This is a genomic window from Streptomyces sp. NPDC031445, assembly GCF_055581365.1.
Genome location: NZ_JBVIJO010000004.1, coordinates 490,075 through 509,572, shown reverse-complemented (window position 1 = coordinate 509,572; position 19,498 = coordinate 490,075). Strand labels below are relative to the sequence as shown.

The window sequence follows — 19,498 nt, the reverse complement described above, 5'->3', positions numbered from 1 at the left end:
TGCCCAGGACAGGCCCGCTCTCACACCTGGACGCTCGCGTCGGATCCGTCGTCGCCGGCCGGCACGGTGGTGGCGAGCCCCAGGGCCCTGCGCGCGGCGGCCCCCCGGGACGGGTCGATGAGGCCGAAGCCGGCGTCGCAGTGCTCGTAGAAGGCGTCCGCGTCCCCGGCCCGCGCGGCCTCGGCCCACTGCGCGCGCGCCTTGTCCAGGCCGGCGGCGAGCGCGGTCACGGGCCCGCGGGCGCCGGCGGGCCACTCGTGCGCGCGCAGCATCCGGGCCTGTTCGCCCAGCGCGGCCGACACCCGGCCCGCCCAGGCCTTGTGCCCCGGCAGGTCGTCCTCGACGTACTCCTCGTCAGGAGCGGTGTCCAGGGCGGCGTTGAGGACGTGAGCGGCCCTCAGATAGGCGACCTGGTCGGCGTCGAGGACGGTCTCGTCGTTGCGCAGCGACCCGGTCAGGTCCTCGCCCTCGGCGGTGCTGCCGAACACGCAGGTGATCTCGCGGTCCCCGGCGGCCCAGCCGTCCTCGGTCGGCGTCAGGTAGTACACGTCGACGTCTCGCGGGACCGCCCAGCCGTCCATCGCGTAGCCGTCCTTGAGGCTCCAGCAGCGCTCGTCGGCGGTGTCGGCGACCGCGTCCTCGCCCGGGTAGGAGCCGCCGGGGAGCGTGACGGTCGCGAACACCTCGCCGTCGTGCGCGCCGGCGCAAGGGACCTCGTCCACGTCGTAGGTGTCACCGCTGAGCGTGCCCCCCGGCGTGTCGAAGCACTCGCCCTTGGCCGGCGCGAGGGTCCGGCCGTCGCGTGCGCCGTCCTCGAACCCGTGCCACAGCGCCGAGGCGCCGCCCGTCGCGAGCAGCAGCGCCCACAGCACGAGCCCCACCCCGGACAGCGCCGCGCCGCCCACGGCCAGCCCCGTGCCGCGCTCGCCGCGCCGGCGGATCTGGCGCAGCCCGGCCAGCCCGAGCACCAGCCCCACCCCGGGCAGGCAGCACAGCACCCCGAACACCAGGGAGGCGATGGCGAGGCCGTTGACCGGCGCGGGGTGGTTGTAGGGGTGGTAGCCCTGCGCCCACGGCTGATAGGCGGGCAACCCGGTTGAGCCGCCCGGCTGTTGAGGGTACGGCGGCGGGCCGTACGGCTCCGGCGGCTGCGGCCGGGGTGGCTGGAACGGCTCCCGTGGCTGGTGGGGGCCCGGAGGCGGGGGGAGGGACACCGGTACCGTGCTCCTGGATCGGGCGGCGGCGGCACAGGGGACCGGCGGCCGGCCGGCGGCTGGACTGACGTACGACTGGCCGCATGGTAAGCGTGACCGGAACGGGGGCGGAATGCGGGTGGGGACGAGCACGGTGGCCGGGGAGGCCGTCGGGCGGGTGAACGGGCTGACGGCCCGGTGGGCGCAGGCCCTGGACGGCGAGGGCACGGTGTTCTCCGCGCCGGGTGTGTGGCCGCTGCTGGCCTTCCTGGCCGACGGCGCGGCCGGCCCGGCGCGCGCGGAACTGGCCGGCGCGCTGGGCGTGCCCGCCGAGCAGGCGGCCGGTGCCGCGCGGGAGTTGCTGGCCGGGCTGGCCGGGGTCGCCGGTCTGGACGCGGCGCTCGGCCTGTGGACGCACCACGGGCTGGCCCTGCGGGAGGAGTGGCGGACCGGGCTGCCCGCCGGGACCCACGGGGTCTTCGGCGACGACCTCGTCACCGCGCAGGAGCGGCTGGACGCCTGGGCGGCCGAGCGGACCGGCGGACTGGTCGAGCGCATGCCGGTGACGCTGACCCGGGAGGCGCGGATGGTGCTGGCCAGCGCCCTCGCGCTGCGCACCCGGTGGCGGCAGCCGTTCGAGGAGCGGCCGCTGCGGCCCGGCTCCGGTCCCTGGCGGGGCCGCGCCCTGCGCGGACTGCACCGGCGCAGCGTGCGGCCGGACCGGGTGGGGGTGGCGGGCACGCCGGACGGCTTCGTCACCGCGCTGACGGTGCCCGGGGACAACGGCGTCGACGTCCATCTGGTGCTGGGCGAGGAACGGATGACGCCGGGTCAGGTACTGGCGGCCGGGGTGGGGATCGTGGAGCGCGGTCTGCCGCTGACCGGGGGCGGCGCGCTCCCGCACGGGCACGTGGGTCCCGGTCTGCACGTGGAGCAGCAGCCGGCGACCGCGCCGCAGCCGACGACGCTGGACGTCACGACGGTGGCGTACGAGGTACGGGCCGACCACGATCTGCTCGCCCTGCCCGGCCTGTTCGGCCTCGGCACGGCGACGGACACCGCGACCGGTCACTTCCCGGGGGTGAGCCCTCACCCGCTGGCCGTCGGCGAGGCCCGCCAGTCGGCCGTGGCCCAGTTCGGCGCGCTGGGCTTCCGGGCGGCGGCGGTGACGGCGGTCATGCCGGTGCCGGCCGGCGGGGTCCCGCAGTACCGGTACGAGACGACGGTCGTCCGCGTCGCCTTCGACCGCCCCTTCGCCTTCCTGGCCACCGACCGCGAGTCCCGCCTGGTACTGGCGGCGGGCTGGGTGACGGAACCGGCACCGTACCCGGTGGCGTCCCCCGTCGGCTGACACGGCTCGGGCGGCCTGGCGGCAGCGGGAAGCCGGCGGGGCCCGGACGGGGACGGCACGGGGGGCGGGGCTGAACGCGGCCGGGCCCCGGAGGCGGACCGGGACACACGCCCGCGGAAGGCGGGTCTGTCCGGGATGCCGCGACGGCGGCGGTGCGGGGGCCGGGCACGGCGGCGGCTCCGCGGACGGCGGTGGCCGCGCCGGCCCGCCGGGCACCAAGTGGCCGCATGAGGGGTCCGCCGGGTGACCGTGCCGTCCGGTGCGGCCGGTCGCGCGGCCGGGCGGCGGCGGTCCGCAGAGCCGGAGCCGGCTGGACCGGAGCCCCGGGATCCGCCGCGACCCGCTCGGCATCGAGCCCCCGCGGCACCGGCAGCACGTGTGTCGGCCGCGGAGGGGCCGAGCGGGTTCGCGGGGCCGGTGTGGCCGGCGCCTGCCCCGCCCGGCCGGGCTCAGGCGCCGAAGAGGCCGTTCATGCGGGAGAAGTCCAGCGCGTCGGTGAGTTCCTCGTAGGTGCCGGAGCCGAGGAGTTCCAGGGTGGCGCGGCGGGCCGCCGTGTACGCGGCCTGGGCGACCGCGGTGCCGACGCTGACGCGGCGCACCCCGGCCTCGGCCAGCTCGGCCACGCCGGGGCCGCCGGGGCCGGCCATGGCGTTCACCGGCAGCGGGGAGCGGGCGGTCAGCTCGCCGAGGACGGCCAGGTCCAGCAGGCCGGGCACGAAGATGCCGTCCGCACCCGCCTGCTCGTAGGCGGCGGCGCGGGCCAGCACGTCCTCCAGCCGGCCGGACTCCTCCCCGATGCCGAACAGGTACACGTCCGTACGGGCGTTGATCACCAGCTCGGGCAGCCCCGCCGAGGTCGCGGCGGCACGCACCGCCGCGATCCGCTCGGCCTGCTCCTCGGGGGCGAACAGCGGGCCGCCGGGGGCCCTGGAGTCCTCCAGGTTGACGCCCACCGCTCCGGCGGCGACCACCGCGGTGACCGTCTTCGCCACCTCGTCCGGGGCCGCGCCGTAGCCGCCCTCGATGTCCACGGTCACCGGGACCTCGACCGCGGCGGCGATCCGCGCGGCGGCCGCGAGCATCTCGTCGCGGTGGGCCCGCTCGCCGTCGCCCTTGCCGAGGGACCAGGCGACACCGCCGCTGGTGGTGGCGATCGCCTGGGCGCCGGCGGCGGCCATCACGGCGGCGCTGCCCGCGTCCCAGGCGTTGGGCAGCACGAGGACGGACTCGGAGCCGAGCGCGCGCAGCCGCCGCGCCTTGGCCCTGGTGCTCTGGTCGACTGTCATGGTTCGCGGTGCCTTTCGTGGTCGGCACAGCCGTGTGCCGGCGGTTCGGGTGACGATCGTGAACGGATCGTCGCACAGACGTTCGGAGCGAGGGCGGTATTCGGACGGCTCCCTCTCCGCTGCGCCCCGTTGACGATCTCGTGGCTCGGGCCTCGTCGAGTCGCTACGGTTGAGCCATGACCGCACTGCCCGACTGGATGCGCCCGCCGCGCGAGGAAGGCTGGTTCGCGGAGGACCTGGACCGCCTTCCCGAGGCGCCCCGCCACACCGAGCTGATCGACGGAGCCCTCGTCTTCATGCTGTCGCCCCAGCGGTCGTGGCACGGCCGCCTCGTCACTTCCCTCACCACCACGCTCATGGCGGCCGCACCCGCCGGTTTCGAAGTCGAGCGGGAGATGACGATCCGCCTTGACGAGCGCAACCGGCCGGAGCCGGATCTGCTCGTGACGACCGCCCCTTACGATCCGGACCGCACGTGGTACGCGCCGGAAGAGGTCCAGCTCGTCGTCGAGGTCGTCTCGCCGGAGTCAGCCCCCCGTGACCGCACAGTCAAGCTGCACAAGTACGCGGAGGCCAAGATCCCGCACTATTGGTGCGTCGAGGACGACAGCGGCGCCGCTGTCGTCCACGTCTACGAACTCGACGAACCGACCGGCGTCTACGCGCCCGCCGGCATCTTCCGGGGCACCCTGAAGCGCCCTGTGCCTTTCGAGATCAGCCTGGATCTCGACAAGCTCACCCCGCGGCGGAGCGACTAGGAGTCGGCGCGGGAACGCGGAAGGGGCCGGGCTCCGATGAGTCCGGCCCCTTCCGACCCGCACGCTGCCCGGTCACACGTTGAACCGGAACTCCACCACGTCCCCGTCCTGCATCACATAGTCCTTGCCCTCCATGCGCGCCTTGCCCTTGGCGCGGGCGTCGGCGACCGAGCCGGCCTCGACCAGGTCGCCGAAGGAGATGACCTCGGCCTTGATGAAGCCCTTCTGGAAGTCGGTGTGGATGACACCGGCCGCCTCGGGGGCCGTCGCGCCCTTCTTGATCGTCCAGGCGCGGGACTCCTTGGGGCCCGCGGTCAGGTACGTCTGCAGGCCGAGGGTGTCGAAGCCGACGCGGGCGAGGGTGGCGAGGCCGGGCTCGTCCTGGCCGACGGACTGGAGGAGCTCCAGGGCCTCCTCCTCGTCCAGCTCGGCGAGGTCGGCCTCCAGCTTGGCGTTGAGGAAGATCGCCTCGGCGGGGGCGACCAGGGCGCGCTGCTCGTTCTTGAACTCCTCGTCCACCAGCTCGTCCTCGTCGACGTTGAAGACGTAGAGGAAGGGCTTGGTGGTGAGCAGGTGCAGGTCGTGCAGGAGCTCGGCGCGCTCACTGCCCTGGACGATGCCGTGCGCGAAGAGCGTGTCGCCCTTCTCCAGGATCTCCTTGGCCTCCTCGACGGCCTTGACCTTGGGCGCGACGTCCTTCTTGATCCGGGACTCCTTCTGGAGCCGGGGCAGGACCTTCTCGATGGTCTGGAGGTCGGCGAGGATCAGCTCGGTGTTGATCGTCTCGATGTCGTCCTTCGGCGAGACCTTGCCGTCGACGTGGACGACGTTCTCGTCCTTGAAGGCGCGGATGACCTGGCAGATCGCGTCGGACTCGCGGATGTTCGCGAGGAACTTGTTGCCCAGGCCCTCGCCCTCCGAGGCACCGCGCACGATGCCGGCGATGTCGACGAAGTCGACCGTGGCCGGAAGGATGCGCTCGGACTTGAAGATCGAGGCGAGCTTGGCGAGGCGGCCGTCGGGCACGCCGACGACGCCGACGTTCGGCTCGATCGTGGCGAACGGGTAGTTGGCCGCCAGCACGTCGTTCTTGGTCAGGGCGTTGAACAGGGTCGACTTGCCGACATTGGGCAGGCCGACGATTCCGATCGTGAGCGACACGTTGCGACTTCCCGTAGTTGAGTGGGCCAGGGGCTGCCAGGGGCCAGAGACCGACACTGGCCGATCCACCAGTTTACGGCGTCCGGCCCGCCCGCCTCACGACGGCGGTGATCGTCCGGCCAAGCTCTGGCCATCGGCGTGTCTCACGGCCGATTCGGCACATAAACAGACCTAGGTTGGTCCCTGTGGAGCAATACGGATCGCGACCCCCGAACGACGGACCGCGACGCGGCACGCCCCCGTCGGCCCCGCTGCCGGCGCAGGGACGGCGCCCGGTGGGCGGCGAGCGCGGGCCCGGCGGTCTGCGCCGGCCCGCCCGGGACGGTGTGCGCCGGGCCGCGCCGGGCGGCGGGCCGGCCGCGCGCCCGGTGCGGGAGGCACGGCCCGCCGCGGCGGGCGGCCGGCTGCCCAACCCGCGGCTGACCGGGCTCGGCAGCGGGCTGTTCTGCCTCGCGGCCATGTTCCTGCTCGGCTGGCTGGACCAGCTGCTGTTCGGCGCCTCCCCGACGGTCTACGGCGTGCTGTTCCTGCCGGTGTGCGTGCTGACCGCGCTGTGGGTGCGCGGCGGGGACGTGCTGACGGCGCCCGTCGTCGTACCGATCGCGTTCGCCGTCGGGCTGGTGCCGGTCGCCGAGGGCGGCGGGGGGCTGCTCGGCAGCCTGATGGGGCTGGTCACCGGGCTCGCCACCCAGGCGGGCTGGCTGTACGCGGGAACGCTCGCCACCGGGGTGATCGTGCTCGTCCGCCGGGTGCGGTGGGTACGGCGACGCCGGCACCACCCGGGCTGACGCCGGAGGGCCGGCGGCTGCCCCGGCCGGCACGGAAGCGCCGGCGCCCTCCACCGACGCCGGCCCGCCGTGCCCCGGACCGTACAGCTAGCCGCGCTGGGCCGCCCTCATCGCCGCGCCCACGATCCCCGCGTTGTTCTGCAGCTGGGCGGGGACGATCTCGGCCTTGACGCCCTCGATGAGGTGCAGGAACTTGTTCGCCTTGCGGCTGACCCCGCCGCCGATGATGAACAGCTCCGGCGAGAACAGCATCTCCACGTGGGCCAGGTACTTCTGGACGCGGTGCGCCCACTGCTCCCAGCTGAGGTCGTGGTCCTCCTTGACCTTGCTGGAGGCGCGCTTCTCGGCGTCGTGGCCGTCCAGCTCCAGGTGGCCCAGCTCGGTGTTGGGGAGCAGGACGCCGTCCACGAAGACGGCGCTGCCGATGCCCGTGCCGAAGGTGAGCAGGACGACCGTGCCCTTGCGGTCCCGGCCGGCGCCGAACTCCATCTCGGCGACGCCCGCCGCGTCCGCGTCGTTGACCACGGTCACCGGCAGGCCGCCGAGCCGGCCGCTGAACAACGCGCGCGCGTCCGTGTCGATCCAGCTCTTGTCGACGTTCGCCGCCGTACGGACCGTGGCCCCGCCGGTGACCACGCCGGGGAAGGTCAGGCCGACCGGGCCCGTCCACCCGAAGTGGTCCACCACCTGTTTGACCCCGTCGGCCACGCCCTCGGGCGTCGCCGGGTGCGGGGTGAGCACCTTGCAGCGCTCCTGGGCCAGGTCGCCCCGGTCCAGATCCACTGGGGCGCCCTTGATGCCGGATCCGCCGATGTCCACGCCGAAGATCTGCATGGCACCACGTTACGACGGACCACTGACGGTCACGCCACGGAGGTGCCGCTCCCGCCGCGCTCGGCGACCAGGGCGGCCGCCTCCTCGCGCAGGTCGCGGCGGAGTTCCTTGGGCAGCGAGAAGGTGATCGACTCCTCGGCGGCCTTGACGATCTCCACGTCGCCGTAGCCGCGCTCGGCGAGCCACTGCAGGACCTGCTCGACCAGCACGTCGGGCACGGAGGCGCCGGAGGTGACGCCGACGGTCGTCACGCCCTCCAGCCAGGTCTCGTCGATCTCGTCGGCGAAGTCCACCAGGTACGCCTCGCGGGCGCCGGCGAGCTTGGCGACCTCGACCAGCCGCTTGGAGTTGGAGGAGTTGCGCGAGCCGACGACGATGACCAGCTCGGCCTCGGCGCCCATCTGCTTCACGGCGAGCTGCCGGTTCTGGGTGGCGTAGCAGATGTCGTCGCTGGGCGGGGAGACGAGGCCGGGGAACTTCGTCTTCAGGGCGTCGACGGTCTCCATGGTCTCGTCCACGGAGAGGGTGGTCTGGGAGAGCCAGACCACCTTGGACGGGTCGCGGACCTCGACCTTGGCGACGTCCTCGGGGCCGTCGACGAGCTGGATGTGTTCGGGGGCCTCGCCGGAGGTGCCGATGACCTCCTCGTGGCCCTCGTGGCCGATCAGGAGGATGTCGTAGTCCTCATTGGCGTACCGGACGGCTTCCTTGTGGACCTTGGTGACCAGGGGGCAGGTGGCGTCGATGGTGGCGAGCCGGCCCTGGCGGGCCTCCTCGTGCACGACGGGGGCGACGCCGTGCGCGGAGAACATGACGATGTTGCCGGGCGGCACCTCCTCCGTGCGCTCGACGAAGATCGCGCCCTTCTTCTCCAGGGTCTGCACGACGTACTTGTTGTGGACGATCTCGTGCCGGACGTAGATCGGGGCCCCGTACTGTTCCAGGGCCTTCTCGACGGCGATCACGGCGCGGTCCACGCCGGCGCAGTAACCCCGGGGGGCGGCGAGCAGGACACGGCGGCCAGAGGAAGCGGTCATGCGTCCCATCGTAAGGCCGCGTCCGGGGCGCGGAGATCGCGTGGCCACGACCGCGCGGGGAAGACTTGGGCGTATGTCCGACACCGGAACGACAGCCTCCGCGACCGGCGCGCACCAGCGGCTGCGGCGCAGCCTCGGCTTCCGGGACCTCGTGGTCTACGGGCTGCTGTTCATCGCGCCGATGGCACCGGTCGGGGTGTTCGGCACGCTCGACGCGAAGTCGCACGGCGCGGTGGCGCTGGTGTACGTGGTGGCCACGGCCGCGATGGCGTTCACCGCTTTCAGCTACGCGCAGATGGTGCGGGTCGTGCCGCGGGCCGGGTCGGTCTTCGCCTACGCGCGCGCGGGACTCGGCAACGGGGCCGGGTTCGTCGCGGGCTGGATGGCGATGCTCGACTACGTGCTCATCCCCGCGGTGGCCTACCTCTTCTCCGGCATCGCGATGAACGCGCTGGTCCCCGGGGTGTCCCGGTGGGTGTGGACGGCGCTGGCCGTGGTCGTCACCACGCTCCTCAACCTGTGGGGCGTACGGGCCGCCGCGCGCGTGGGCTTCCTGGTGCTGGCCCTGGAGATCGTGGTCCTGCTGGTGTTCGTGGTGTCGGCGGCCGTGGTGCTGGCGCGGGACGGGGCGCAGCGGGGGGTGCTGTCGCCGCTGACCGGGGACGGCACGCAGGGCGCGTTCGCGCTGTCGGCGGTGATCGGCGCGGTGTCGGTGGCGGTCCTGTCCTACCTGGGCTTCGACGCGATCGCCGCGTTCGCCGAGGAGGTCACCGGGGGCTCGGAGAAGGTGGCACGGGCGCTGCTGTTCTGCCTGGCGCTGGCCGGCGTGCTGTTCGTGGCGCAGACGTACCTGGTGGCGCTGCTGGAGCCGGTGACGTCCGCGCGGCTCGCACGGGACCCCGGGGCGCAGGGTGCGGCCTTCTACGACGCGGTGGACTCCGCCGTCGGCGCGTGGCTGCACGATCTGGTGGCCGCGAGCAAGGCGGTCGGGGCGGCGTTCGCGGCGCTGGCCGGGCAGGCGGCGGCCGGGCGGCTGCTGTTCGCGATGGGCCGCGACCGGCGGCTGCCGCGGGCCCTGTCCCGGACGGACGACGGTGTGCCCCGGGTGGCTCTGCTGTGCGCGGCGGCGGTCACGCTGGTCGCGGCCGGGTGGGCGGCGCGCCGGGCCGACGGGCTGGACAAGCTGGTGTCGGTGGTCGACATCGGGGCCCTGTCCGCGTTCACGCTGCTGCACGCGAGCGTGCTGGGGTACTTCGTGGTGCGGCGACGGCGGTGGAGCTGGTGGCGGCACGTACTGGTCCCGCTGCTCGGCGCGGCGATCACGGTGGCGGTCGTCGTGGAGGCGGCGGGGGTGGCGCAGGTGGTCGGTGCCGTGTGGCTCGTGACCGGCCTGCTGGTGCTGGTGGGGCAGCGGGGGCGGCGGGACGTTCCCGGCGGCTGAGCTGCGGCGCGCGGCCGGACTGTCGGTGGCGGCCACTACGCTCGACGCCATGGCTGTGAACACGTCTCCCGAGACCCCCCTGCCCGTGGGCGAGGTCTCCCGGCTGATCGGCGGCTGGATCGACCGGCTCGGCGCGGTGTGGGTCGAGGGGCAGATCGCGCAGCTGTCCCGCCGCCCCGGCGCCGGCGTCGTCTTCCTGACGCTGCGCGACCCGTCGTACGACATCTCCGTGAGTGTCACCTGCTACCGCCAGGTGTTCGACGCGGTCGCGGACGTCGTCGGCGAGGGCGCGCGTGTCGTCGTCCTGGCGAAACCCGAGTGGTACGCCCCGCGCGGCCAGCTGTCCCTGCGCGCCGCCGAGATACGGCCCGTCGGCGTCGGTGAGCTGCTGGCCCGGCTGGAGCAGTTGAAGAAGGCCCTCGCGGCCGAGGGTCTGTTCGCGCCGGAGCGGAAGAAGCCGCTGCCGTTCCTGCCGCAGCTGATCGGGCTGGTGTGCGGCCGGGCCTCCGCCGCGGAGCGGGACGTGCTGGAGAACGCCCGGCACCGCTGGCCCGCCGTCCGCTTCGAGGTGCGCAACGTCCCGGTGCAGGGCGTGCACGCGGTCCCGCAGGTCGTGCAGGCGGTGAAGGAGCTCGACGCGATCGACGAGGTGGACGTGATCATCGTCGCGCGCGGTGGCGGCAGCGTGGAGGACCTGCTGCCCTTCTCCGACGAGCAGCTGGTGCGGGCCGTGGCCGAGTGCCGTACGCCCGTGGTGTCCGCGATCGGGCACGAGCCGGACAATCCGCTGCTGGACCACGTCGCCGACCTGCGCGCCTCCACGCCGACCGACGCGGCGAAGAAGGTCGTGCCGGACGTCGGCGAGGAGCTGGAGCGGGTGCGGATGCTGCGGGACCGCGCGCGGCGCTGCGTGCACGCGTATCTGGAACGGGAGGAGCGGGGGCTGGCGCACGCGCTGGCGCGGCCCTCGATAGAGGATCCGCACCGGATGATCGACGAGCGGGCCGACCATGTGGCGGCGCTCCTCCAGCGCAGCCGGCGGACCCTGGGGCACCTGCTGGACCGGGCGGACTCGGAGCTGACACACACGCACGCGCGCGTGGTGGCCCTCTCCCCCGCGGCGACGCTCCAGCGCGGTTACGCGGTGCTGCAACGGGCGGACGGGCACGTGGTGCGCGATCCGGCCGGGGTGACGGCGGGCGAGGCGCTGCGCGCCCGCGTGGCCGAGGGTGAATTCACAGTGAAGGTGGGCGAATGACGAGCAAGGTGGACGAGGCGCTGTCGTACGAGCAGGCGCGCGACGAGCTGATCGAGGTCGTACGGCGGCTTGAGGCGGGCGGTACGTCGCTGGAGGAGTCGCTGGCGCTGTGGGAGCGCGGCGAGGAGCTGGCCAGGGTGTGCCGGCGCTGGCTGGAGGGGGCCCGGGCCCGGCTGGACGCGGCGCTGGCCGAGGAAGAGGAAGGCGAAGGGGACGGGGAGGCGGTGCGGGGCGGCGAGTAGGGGGCGGTGCGGGGGCGCCGCGCCGGGTTGTGAAGCGAGTCACCGCACCGCCGATTTAGTTGAAGGTTAAACCTCACATGTCGTAGGGTCGGTGACGTCAGCCGGTCCGGCACCCCGGGCCGGACGCGCCCCCGAGGAAAGTCACCATGTCTCTCGTTCTTGACCCCGCCGCCCAGGACCTGCTGTTCCGCGAGGCCCGCACCGCGAACACCTTCACCGGGGAGCCGGTGACCGAGGAGCAGGTCCAGGCGATCTACGACCTGGTCAAGTACGGCCCCACCGCCTTCAACCAGACCCCGCTGCGCATCACCCTGGTCCGCTCGGCCGAGGCCCGCGAGCGCCTGGTGCAGCACATGGCCGAGGGCAACCGGGCCAAGACCGCCACCGCCCCGCTGGTCGCGATCCTCTCCGCGGACAACGAGTTCCACGAGGAGCTGCCGGCCCTGTTCCCGGCCTTCCCGCAGGCCAAGGACGTCATCTTCGCCGAGCGCCCGGCCCGCGAGGGCTCCGCCACCCTGAACGCCGCCCTCCAGGCCGCCTACTTCATCGTCGGCGTCCGCGCCGCCGGCCTCGCCGCCGGCCCGATGACCGGCTTCGACCACGAGGGCGTCCGCAAGGAGTTCCTGGACGACGACCACACTCCGCTGATGGTCGTCAACATCGGCAAGCCGGGCCCGGACGCCTGGTACCCGCGCGGCCCGCGCCTGGCCTACGAGGACGTCGTCACGACCGTCTGAGCCACGCGGGCGCCGAGAGGCCGCCCGCGAGCACGCGAAGAGGCCCCCGCCGGGGGCCTCTTCGCGCGTCCCCGTCCGTGCGGGGCCGGACGGGTCACCCCGTCTTCAGCGCCGCCGCCATCGTCCTCAGTTCCTCGGCGGAGCCGGTGCCGGACACCACCGTCGTGGAACCGGGCGTGTCCTTGAGCACCAGGGCGTCGTACCGGCCGCCGCTGTAGCGGGTCCAGGTACGGCCGCCGATCTCCTCGGTCCGCCCGGTCGCCGACGCGCCCTGGCTCGCCTGGTCGATGAACTCGGCGGGCTTCTGCGTGGACTGCTCGACCTGGACGTACTGGCCGTCCGGGGTCTGGAAGCCGAGGTGCCAGCGGTCGGACTTCTCGCCCTGGAAGCGTACGGAGGTCGCCTTCCAGGTACTCGGCAGTCCTTCGGGCGCGGCCACCGGGTAGCTCGCCGCCCGGCGGGCCGTGACCAGCTCGACCCGGTAGTCGACCCGCTTGAGGTCGGGAGCGTGATCGTCGTGCGGAATGGCGATGAAGTAGACGACCAGTCCCGCGATGGCGATCACGGCCAGGGAGAGAATCATGTCCCGGGCCGTCTTCTGCTTGCCGTTCGAACCTGCCACGCCCCCTATCGTCGCAGGTGCCCCAAGCGCTCATCCGTGGGGTCCCCTGCTCATTTTGTCTGCCTAACGATAGAGTCGGCTCCAAGACCCTCATCCGGCCGTCGTCGTATCAGAAAGGTGCGCTCCGATGACCGAAAACCACCATCTGCCGTCCGAACTGGACGTTCCCTCCGAAGCGCCCGACCGCAACCTCGCCCTGGAACTCGTCCGGGTGACCGAGGCCGCGGCGATGGCCGCGGGCCGCTGGGTCGGGCGCGGCGACAAGAACGGCGCCGACGGTGCCGCGGTGCGCGCCATGCGGACCCTGGTCTCCACCGTGTCGATGAACGGCGTGGTCGTCATCGGCGAGGGCGAGAAGGACGAGGCCCCGATGCTCTTCAACGGAGAGCACGTGGGCGACGGCACCGGCCCCGAGGTCGACATCGCCGTCGACCCGATCGACGGCACCACGCTGACGGCCAAGGGCATGCCGAACGCGATTGCCGTCCTCGCCGCCGCCGAGCGCGGCGCGATGTTCGACCCGTCCGCCGTGTTCTACATGGACAAGCTGGTCACCGGCCCCGAGGCGGCGGACTTCGTCGACATCAACGCGCCCGTGGCGGTGAACATCCGGCGGATCGCCAAGGCCAAGCGGTCCTCGCCGGAGGACGTGACCGTCGTCATCCTCGACCGGCCGCGGCACGAAGGTCTGATCCGCGAGGTACGGGACGCCGGCGCGCGCATCAAGCTGATCTCCGACGGCGACGTGGCCGGCTCGGTGTACGCGCTGCGCGAGGGCACCGGCGTCGACCTGCTGCTCGGCATCGGCGGCACCCCGGAGGGCATCATCTCGGCCTGTGCCGTGAAGTGCCTGGGCGGGACCATCCAGGGCAAGCTGTGGCCCAAGGACGACGAGGAGCGGCAGCGGGCCATCGACGCCGGGCACGATCTGGACCGGGTGCTCACCACCGACGACCTGGTGTCCGGGGAGAACGTGTTCTTCGTCGCCACCGGGATCACCGACGGAGAGCTGCTGCGGGGGGTCCGCTACGGGTCGGAGACCGCCCTGACCGAGTCGATCGTGATGCGGTCGAAGTCGGGAACGGTACGCAGGATCTTCTCCGAGCACCGGCTGAGCAAGCTGCGCGCCTACAGCGCGATCGACTTCGACCGGGCCAAGTAAGGGAGCCCGCGCTTTCCCTTGCCCCCGGGCGGGGAAACCGCGGCCCCGGACAGGGAAGCGCCCTCGGTGCGGAGAGGGCGCCCCTGCTCACGCGTCTTCAGCCCGCCATGCGGTCGGCCGCCGCCCGCGCCGCCTTCTTCAGGTCCAGCTCCCTGCGGCGGCGCCTGGCGAGGACCACCCGGCGTTCGGCCGCCGTGAGGCCGCCCCAGACGCCGTAGGGCTCGGGCTGGAGGAGGGCGTGTTCGCGGCACTCGACCATCACCGGGCAGCGGGAACAGACCCGCTTGGCCGCCTCTTCGCGGGACAGCCGGGCGGCGGTCGGCTCCTTCGACGGGGCGAAGAACAGCCCGGCCTCGTCGCGCCGGCACACCGCCTCGGTGTGCCAGGGGGCGTCTTGGTCCCTGTCTCGCGCCGGCACCCGCTGGGCCGGAACGGCGGCGACCTGCAGGGACGAACGCGGCGGTTGCAGCACGGTCTACTCCTGACGACGGCTTCGCGAGCGAGAGACGATGCAGCAAGGCCTACCCGCTGTGCGCGCGCCTATGCACAGCGTTCCCGTCCGCGGGCGCGCGACACAGCCGTTCACGCCCCCGGGCTCAGTCCCCCAGGTGTTTGCGCAGCTTGCGGTCCACCTTGTCCTGGACGCGCTCCAGGATGTCCGCCACCAGCCTGCCCCGCTTGGGCCGCGCCTCCACGTTGCCGAGGACGGCCCAGCCGTCGACGTAGACCACCGGCGCGTCGGCGTCCACCGAGTCCAGCGGGCTCACCTCGAAGTTGCCGAGCACGCCGCCGCCGGTGCCGCGCAGCGAGACGTTCTCCGGCACGCGGATCTGGACGTCGCCGAAGACGGAGACCGCCTTGACGACCACCTGCTGGTACTCGAAGATCGCCTCGCTGAGGTCGATCTCGACGCTGCCGAAGACGGCGTACGCGTGCAGCCGGCGTCCGGCCCGCCAGCGGCCCCGGCGCACGGCGCTGCTGAAGACCGCCACCACGTTCGCGTCGGCCTCCACCGGGATCGCGCCCGGGGTGGGCCGGGGCGGCACCGGCGTGTAGGCGGGGGCGGCGGGGCGCTGGTGGGCGGCCGGCAGGTCCCGGATGAAGACCTCCAGCTCACCCACCGTCTTGGCGTGCAGCACCCCGTCCACGCGCTCGGCGTGCTCGTCGGCGTTCAGCCGGCCCTCGGCCAGGGCCTCGCGGAGGATGTCGGTGACCCGGTCGCGATCGGCGTCGGAGGCGCGCAACTCGGTGGCGGGTGTGGGTGCGGTCTGCTTCTGAAGGTCCACGACGGCAGCGTACCCACACACGATAGATCGCGACACCCCTGACTGAGCCCGACCTCACAGGTTCGCCGCCGGCGGCAGGTTCTACGCTGAGGAGGCCCGCCGGCGTCGGCGGGCGGCCGTCCGTCAGAGTGAGGAATGGGCTGAGATGCCGCGTACTTCCCCCCCAACCCGCCCAGCGTTCGAGTACACCGATCTGCTCCCCCAGGGCGAGGACACCACCCCGTACCGGCTGGTGACCTCCGAGGGCGTCTCCACGGTCGAGGGGCCCGACGGGCGGACGTTCCTCAAGGTGGAGCCGGAGGCGCTGCGCAAGCTGGCCGAAGAGGCCGTCCACGACATCCAGCACTACCTGCGCCCGGCCCACCTCGCCCAGCTCCGCCGGATCATCGACGACCCGGAGGCGTCGGGGAACGACAAGTTCGTCGCGCTCGACCTGCTGAAGAACGCCAACATCGCGGCGGCCGGCGTGCTGCCCATGTGCCAGGACACCGGCACGGCGATCGTCATGGGCAAGCGCGGCCAGAACGTGCTGACGGCCGGCGAGGACGAGAAGCACCTCTCCCACGGCATCTACGACGCCTACACCAAGCTGAACCTGCGCTACTCGCAGATGGCTCCGCTCACCATGTGGGAGGAGAAGAACACCGGCTCCAACCTGCCCGCGCAGATCGAGCTGTACGCGACCGACGGCGGCGCCTACAAGTTCCTGTTCATGGCGAAGGGCGGCGGCAGCGCCAACAAGTCCTTCCTGTACCAGGAGACGAAGGCCGTCCTGAACGAGTCCTCCATGATGAGGTTCCTGGAGGAGAAGATCCGCTCGCTCGGCACGGCCGCCTGCCCGCCGTACCACCTGGCGATCGTCGTCGGCGGCACCAGCGCCGAGTACGCGCTGAAGACCGCGAAGTACGCCTCCGCGCACTACCTGGACAACCTGCCGGCCGAGGGTTCGCCGCTCGGCCACGGCTTCCGGGACAAGGAGCTGGAGGAGAAGGTCTTCGAGCTGACCCAGAAGATCGGTATCGGCGCGCAGTTCGGCGGCAAGTACTTCTGCCACGACGTCCGCGTGGTCCGCCTGCCCCGGCACGGCGCGTCCTGCCCGGTCGCCATCGCCGTCTCCTGCTCGGCCGACCGCCAGGCGGTCGCGAAGATCACCGCCGAGGGCGTCTTCCTGGAGCAGCTGGAGACCGACCCGGCGCGCTTCCTGCCGGACACCACCGACGAGCACCTGGAAGAGGGCGACGTCGTCAGGATCGACCTCAACCAGCCGATGGACACGATCCTCGCCGAGCTGACCAAGTACCCGGTCAAGACCCGCCTGTCCCTCACCGGCCCGCTGGTCGTCGCCCGCGACATCGCGCACGCCAAGATCAAGGAGCGGCTGGACGCGGGCGAGGAGATGCCGCAGTACCTGAAGGACCACCCGGTGTACTACGCCGGTCCCGCGAAGACGCCCGAGGGCTACGCCTCCGGTTCCTTCGGCCCGACCACGGCCGGCCGCATGGACTCCTACGTGGAGCAGTTCCAGGCGGCGGGCGGCTCCCGGGTGATGCTCGCCAAGGGCAACCGCAGCAAGCAGGTCACCGACGCGTGTGCCGCGCACGGCGGTTTCTACCTCGGCTCCATCGGCGGCCCGGCCGCCCGGCTCGCCCAGGACTGCATCAAGAAGGTGGAGGTCCTGGAGTACGAGGAGCTGGGCATGGAGGCGGTCTGGAAGATCGAGGTCGAGGACTTCCCGGCGTTCATCGTGGTGGACGACAAGGGCAACGACTTCTTCACCGACCCGGCCCCGCAGCCGACGTTCACCAGCATTCCGGTGCGGGGGCCGGGTCTGGCCTGACCCCTTGCGGCGTCGTTCCCGGGACCGGTTCCGGCCCGGGGACGACGCCGCCGGCCCTGACGTGCCGTCAGCGGAACGGCCACCCGGCCGGCCCAGTCCCCGGAACATTCCGGCCCCCGCGACCGCTGTACCGGTCATGAGCGAATACCGCATCGAACATGACTCCATGGGCGAGGTCCGGGTCCCGGCCCACGCCAAGTGGCGGGCGCAGACGCAGCGTGCCGTGGAGAACTTCCCCGTCTCCGGACAGCGCATCGAGCGGGCGCACATCGAGGCGCTGGCCCGCATCAAGGCGGCGGCGGCCAAGGTGAACGCCGAGCTGGGCGTGCTGGACAAGGAGATCGCGGAGGCCATCCAGGACGCGGCCGGCGAGGTCGCCGCGGGGAAGTGGGACGAGCACTTCCCGGTGGACGTGTTCCAGACGGGTTCGGGGACCTCGTCCAACATGAACACCAACGAGGTCATCGCGACGCTGGCGACCGAGCGGCTCGGCCGGGACGTGCACCCCAACGACCACGTGAACGCCTCGCAGTCGTCCAACGACGTCTTCCCGTCGTCCATCCACATCGCGGCCACCGCGGCCGTCACCCACGACCTGATCCCGGCCCTCGAGCACCTCGCCGCCTCCCTGGAGCGCAAGGCCGGGGAGTTCGCGGACGTGGTGAAGTCGGGGCGGACGCACCTGATGGACGCCACGCCGGTGACGCTCGGGCAGGAGTTCGGCGGGTACGCGGCCCAGGTGCGGTACGGCGTCGAACGGCTCAGGGCCTCCCTCCCCCGCCTCGCCGAGCTCCCGCTGGGCGGCACGGCCGTCGGCACCGGCATCAACACCCCGCCCGGGTTCTCCGCCGCCGTCATCGAGGAGGTCGCCCGGGTGACCGGGCTGCCGCTGACCGAGGCCCGCGACCACTTCGAGGCGCAGGGCGCCCGGGACGGCGTCGTGGAGACCAGCGGGCAGCTGCGGACCATCGCGGTCGGCCTGACGAAGATCGCCAACGATCTGCGCTGGATGTCCTCCGGACCGCGCACCGGTCTCGCCGAGATCCGGCTGCCCGACCTCCAGCCCGGCTCCTCGATCATGCCGGGCAAGGTGAACCCGGTGGTCCCGGAGGCCGTGCTGATGGTCGCCGCGCAGGTCGTCGGGAACGACGCCACCATCGCCACCGCGGGCGCCGCCGGCAACTTCGAACTGAACGTCATGCTCCCGGTCATCGCCAAGAACGTCCTGGAGTCGGTCCGGCTGCTCGCCAACGTCTCGCGGCTGCTGGCCGACCGGACCGTCGACGGCATCACCGCCGACCGCGAACGCGCCCGCGAGTACGCCGAGTCGTCCCCGTCGGTGGTGACCCCGCTGAACAAGTACATCGGGTACGAGGAGGCCGCGAAGGTCGCCAAGAAGTCCCTCGCCGAGCGCAAGACGATCCGCCAAGTCGTCCTGGAGAGCGGGTACGTGGAGCGCGGCGACCTGACGCTGGAACAGCTGGACGAGGCGCTGGACGTCCTGCGGATGACGCGCCCGTAACGGGGGGTGAACCATTCCGGCCACGCGGGTACCGCCGTGACCCGGGCCGCAGCGTCGTGTGTCCCCGGCACCTAATATCTGTGCATGACGGACGACGGAGCGATGACACGAGTGGCGGCGGGACCGGCGGCCTACTGGACCCCGGGGACGCACATCCTGTGGCGCTACCGGGCGAACGGCGGCGAGCGGTACCACATCGCCCGGCCGGTCACCGTCGTACGCGACGACGCGGACCTGCTGGCGGTGTGGCTGGCTCCCGGCACCGAGTGCGTGAAGCCGGTCCTGGCCGACGGCACGCCCGTGCACCTGGAGCCGCTGGAGTCCCGGTACACCAAGCCGCGCACGGTCCAGCGGGACCGCTGGTTCGGCACGGGCGTGCTGAAGCTGGCCCAGCCCGGCCGGCCCTGGTCGGTGTGGCTGTTCTGGGAGCCGGGCTGGCGGTTCAAGAACTGGTACGTGAACCTGGAGGAGCCGCTGGCCCGGTGGGCGGGCGGGGTGGACTCCGAGGACCACTTCCTGGACATCTCCGTGCACCCGGACCGCAGTTGGCACTGGCGCGACGAGGACGAGTTCGCGCAGGCCCAGCGGGACGGGCTGATGGACGCGGCGACCGCCGAGCGGGTGCGGGCGGCCGGCCGAGAGGCGGTGGAGGTGATCCGCGCGTGGGGGCCGCCGTTCGCCGACGACTGGCCGCGCTGGCGCCCGGACCCGTCCTGGACGGTGCCCTCCCTCCCCGAGGACTGGGACCGCACACCCGCGCGCGTATCCTCGTGAGACCCTTGATGCGGCCCCAGGCAAGAAACGTAGGATCGTCCTCCGCAAGGGCGTAGAAGAGCAACTTCCGGGGCATGCGCCGGGCTTGACCGATCGTCACCGAGGGGCGGCAGGACGTGAGCGAGGGGTACCAGGGCACCACCACGAAGGCATGCGGCGACCGGTCCGCCGGCCGCGCGGAACTCGCCACCGGCACCACGTCCGCCTGC

19 protein-coding genes are annotated in these 19,498 nt (G+C 72.8%); 11 read left to right on the top strand and 8 right to left on the bottom strand.

The window, feature by feature from the left end:
* Window positions 1-20: 20 nt before the first annotated feature.
* Window positions 21-1,091 carry a DUF4190 domain-containing protein gene (locus ACZ5DC_RS15045; protein ID WP_468652766.1) on the bottom strand — a complete coding sequence of 357 codons (1,071 nt, stop codon included), beginning with the start codon at window positions 1,089-1,091 and terminating at the stop codon, window positions 21-23.
* 235 nt (window positions 1,092-1,326) lie between these two features.
* Here ACZ5DC_RS15045 and ACZ5DC_RS15040 point away from each other — a divergent pair, with 235 nt between their 5' ends.
* The gene (locus tag ACZ5DC_RS15040) at window positions 1,327-2,544 is read left to right on the top strand and encodes a serpin family protein (RefSeq protein ID WP_468652764.1); all 1,218 of its coding nucleotides are present in this window, start codon (window positions 1,327-1,329) and stop codon (window positions 2,542-2,544) included.
* A 449-nt stretch (window positions 2,545-2,993) separates the two neighbouring features.
* On the opposite strand, the gene ACZ5DC_RS15035 is transcribed toward ACZ5DC_RS15040, so the two are convergent.
* On the bottom strand, window positions 2,994-3,830 hold the full coding sequence (locus ACZ5DC_RS15035) for an isocitrate lyase/PEP mutase family protein (protein ID WP_468652762.1): 837 nt from the start codon (window positions 3,828-3,830) through the stop codon (window positions 2,994-2,996).
* Between the two features lie 176 nt (window positions 3,831-4,006).
* On the opposite strand from ACZ5DC_RS15035, the gene ACZ5DC_RS15030 reads away from it, so the two are divergent.
* Window positions 4,007-4,588: a Uma2 family endonuclease gene (locus ACZ5DC_RS15030; protein WP_468652760.1), complete on the top strand. Its 582-nt coding sequence runs from the start codon at window positions 4,007-4,009 to the stop codon at window positions 4,586-4,588.
* 72 nt (window positions 4,589-4,660) lie between these two features.
* Here ACZ5DC_RS15030 and ychF read toward each other — a convergent pair whose 3' ends face one another.
* Window positions 4,661-5,749: a redox-regulated ATPase YchF gene (ychF, locus tag ACZ5DC_RS15025; RefSeq protein WP_468652758.1), complete on the bottom strand. Its 1,089-nt coding sequence runs from the start codon at window positions 5,747-5,749 to the stop codon at window positions 4,661-4,663.
* Window positions 5,750-5,934: 185 nt separating this feature from the next.
* Between ychF and ACZ5DC_RS15020 the strand changes: the two genes are divergently transcribed.
* Window positions 5,935-6,537 (top strand): DUF6542 domain-containing protein, encoded by a 603-nt coding sequence (locus ACZ5DC_RS15020; RefSeq protein ID WP_468652756.1) that lies wholly within the window; start codon window positions 5,935-5,937, stop codon window positions 6,535-6,537.
* An 87-nt stretch (window positions 6,538-6,624) separates the two neighbouring features.
* Here the strand turns inward: ACZ5DC_RS15020 and ppgK are convergent, their stop codons facing one another.
* A complete protein-coding gene (gene ppgK / locus ACZ5DC_RS15015; RefSeq protein ID WP_366759409.1) occupies window positions 6,625-7,371 on the bottom strand; it encodes a polyphosphate--glucose phosphotransferase in 747 nt (248 codons plus the stop codon).
* Window positions 7,372-7,400: 29 nt separating this feature from the next.
* On the bottom strand, window positions 7,401-8,417 hold the full coding sequence (locus tag ACZ5DC_RS15010; protein WP_468652754.1) for a 4-hydroxy-3-methylbut-2-enyl diphosphate reductase: 1,017 nt from the start codon (window positions 8,415-8,417) through the stop codon (window positions 7,401-7,403).
* A 64-nt stretch (window positions 8,418-8,481) separates the two neighbouring features.
* Between ACZ5DC_RS15010 and ACZ5DC_RS15005 the strand changes: the two genes are divergently transcribed.
* The 4 genes from ACZ5DC_RS15005 (at window position 8,482) to ACZ5DC_RS14990 (ending at window position 12,086) form a co-directional block, all read left to right on the top strand.
* Window positions 8,482-9,849 carry an APC family permease gene (locus tag ACZ5DC_RS15005; RefSeq protein ID WP_468652752.1) on the top strand — a complete coding sequence of 456 codons (1,368 nt, stop codon included), beginning with the start codon at window positions 8,482-8,484 and terminating at the stop codon, window positions 9,847-9,849.
* 49 nt (window positions 9,850-9,898) lie between these two features.
* Window positions 9,899-11,107: an exodeoxyribonuclease VII large subunit gene (xseA, locus tag ACZ5DC_RS15000; RefSeq protein WP_468652750.1), complete on the top strand. Its 1,209-nt coding sequence runs from the start codon at window positions 9,899-9,901 to the stop codon at window positions 11,105-11,107.
* On the top strand, window positions 11,104-11,349 hold the full coding sequence (locus ACZ5DC_RS14995) for an exodeoxyribonuclease VII small subunit (RefSeq protein WP_468652748.1): 246 nt from the start codon (window positions 11,104-11,106) through the stop codon (window positions 11,347-11,349). Before xseA ends, ACZ5DC_RS14995 begins: the two co-directional genes overlap by 4 nt.
* Window positions 11,350-11,495: 146 nt before the next feature.
* Window positions 11,496-12,086 carry a malonic semialdehyde reductase gene (locus tag ACZ5DC_RS14990; protein WP_366754796.1) on the top strand — a complete coding sequence of 197 codons (591 nt, stop codon included), beginning with the start codon at window positions 11,496-11,498 and terminating at the stop codon, window positions 12,084-12,086.
* A gap of 94 nt (window positions 12,087-12,180) precedes the next feature.
* Here the strand turns inward: ACZ5DC_RS14990 and ACZ5DC_RS14985 are convergent, their stop codons facing one another.
* Window positions 12,181-12,708 carry a DUF4245 domain-containing protein gene (locus tag ACZ5DC_RS14985; RefSeq protein ID WP_468652746.1) on the bottom strand — a complete coding sequence of 176 codons (528 nt, stop codon included), beginning with the start codon at window positions 12,706-12,708 and terminating at the stop codon, window positions 12,181-12,183.
* A 127-nt stretch (window positions 12,709-12,835) separates the two neighbouring features.
* On the opposite strand from ACZ5DC_RS14985, the gene glpX reads away from it, so the two are divergent.
* The gene (glpX, locus tag ACZ5DC_RS14980) at window positions 12,836-13,870 is read left to right on the top strand and encodes a class II fructose-bisphosphatase (RefSeq protein WP_468652744.1); all 1,035 of its coding nucleotides are present in this window, start codon (window positions 12,836-12,838) and stop codon (window positions 13,868-13,870) included.
* 97 nt (window positions 13,871-13,967) lie between these two features.
* Here the strand turns inward: glpX and ACZ5DC_RS14975 are convergent, their stop codons facing one another.
* Entirely contained in the window at window positions 13,968-14,342 is a 375-nt protein-coding gene (locus ACZ5DC_RS14975) for a WhiB family transcriptional regulator (protein WP_171153204.1), read from the bottom strand.
* Between the two features lie 124 nt (window positions 14,343-14,466).
* Window positions 14,467-15,156, bottom strand: a complete 690-nt coding sequence (locus ACZ5DC_RS14970) for a DUF1707 SHOCT-like domain-containing protein (protein ID WP_468652742.1) — start codon at window positions 15,154-15,156, stop codon at window positions 14,467-14,469.
* 145 nt (window positions 15,157-15,301) lie between these two features.
* On the opposite strand from ACZ5DC_RS14970, the gene ACZ5DC_RS14965 reads away from it, so the two are divergent.
* The 3 genes from ACZ5DC_RS14965 (at window position 15,302) to fomD (ending at window position 19,289) form a co-directional block, all read left to right on the top strand.
* The gene (locus tag ACZ5DC_RS14965) at window positions 15,302-16,993 is read left to right on the top strand and encodes a fumarate hydratase (protein ID WP_468652740.1); all 1,692 of its coding nucleotides are present in this window, start codon (window positions 15,302-15,304) and stop codon (window positions 16,991-16,993) included.
* 136 nt (window positions 16,994-17,129) lie between these two features.
* Window positions 17,130-18,515 (top strand): class II fumarate hydratase, encoded by a 1,386-nt coding sequence (locus ACZ5DC_RS14960; protein ID WP_468652738.1) that lies wholly within the window; start codon window positions 17,130-17,132, stop codon window positions 18,513-18,515.
* 84 nt (window positions 18,516-18,599) lie between these two features.
* Window positions 18,600-19,289, top strand: a complete 690-nt coding sequence (gene fomD / locus ACZ5DC_RS14955; protein ID WP_468652736.1) for a cytidylyl-2-hydroxypropylphosphonate hydrolase — start codon at window positions 18,600-18,602, stop codon at window positions 19,287-19,289.
* The last annotated feature ends 209 nt before the right edge of the window (window positions 19,290-19,498 follow it).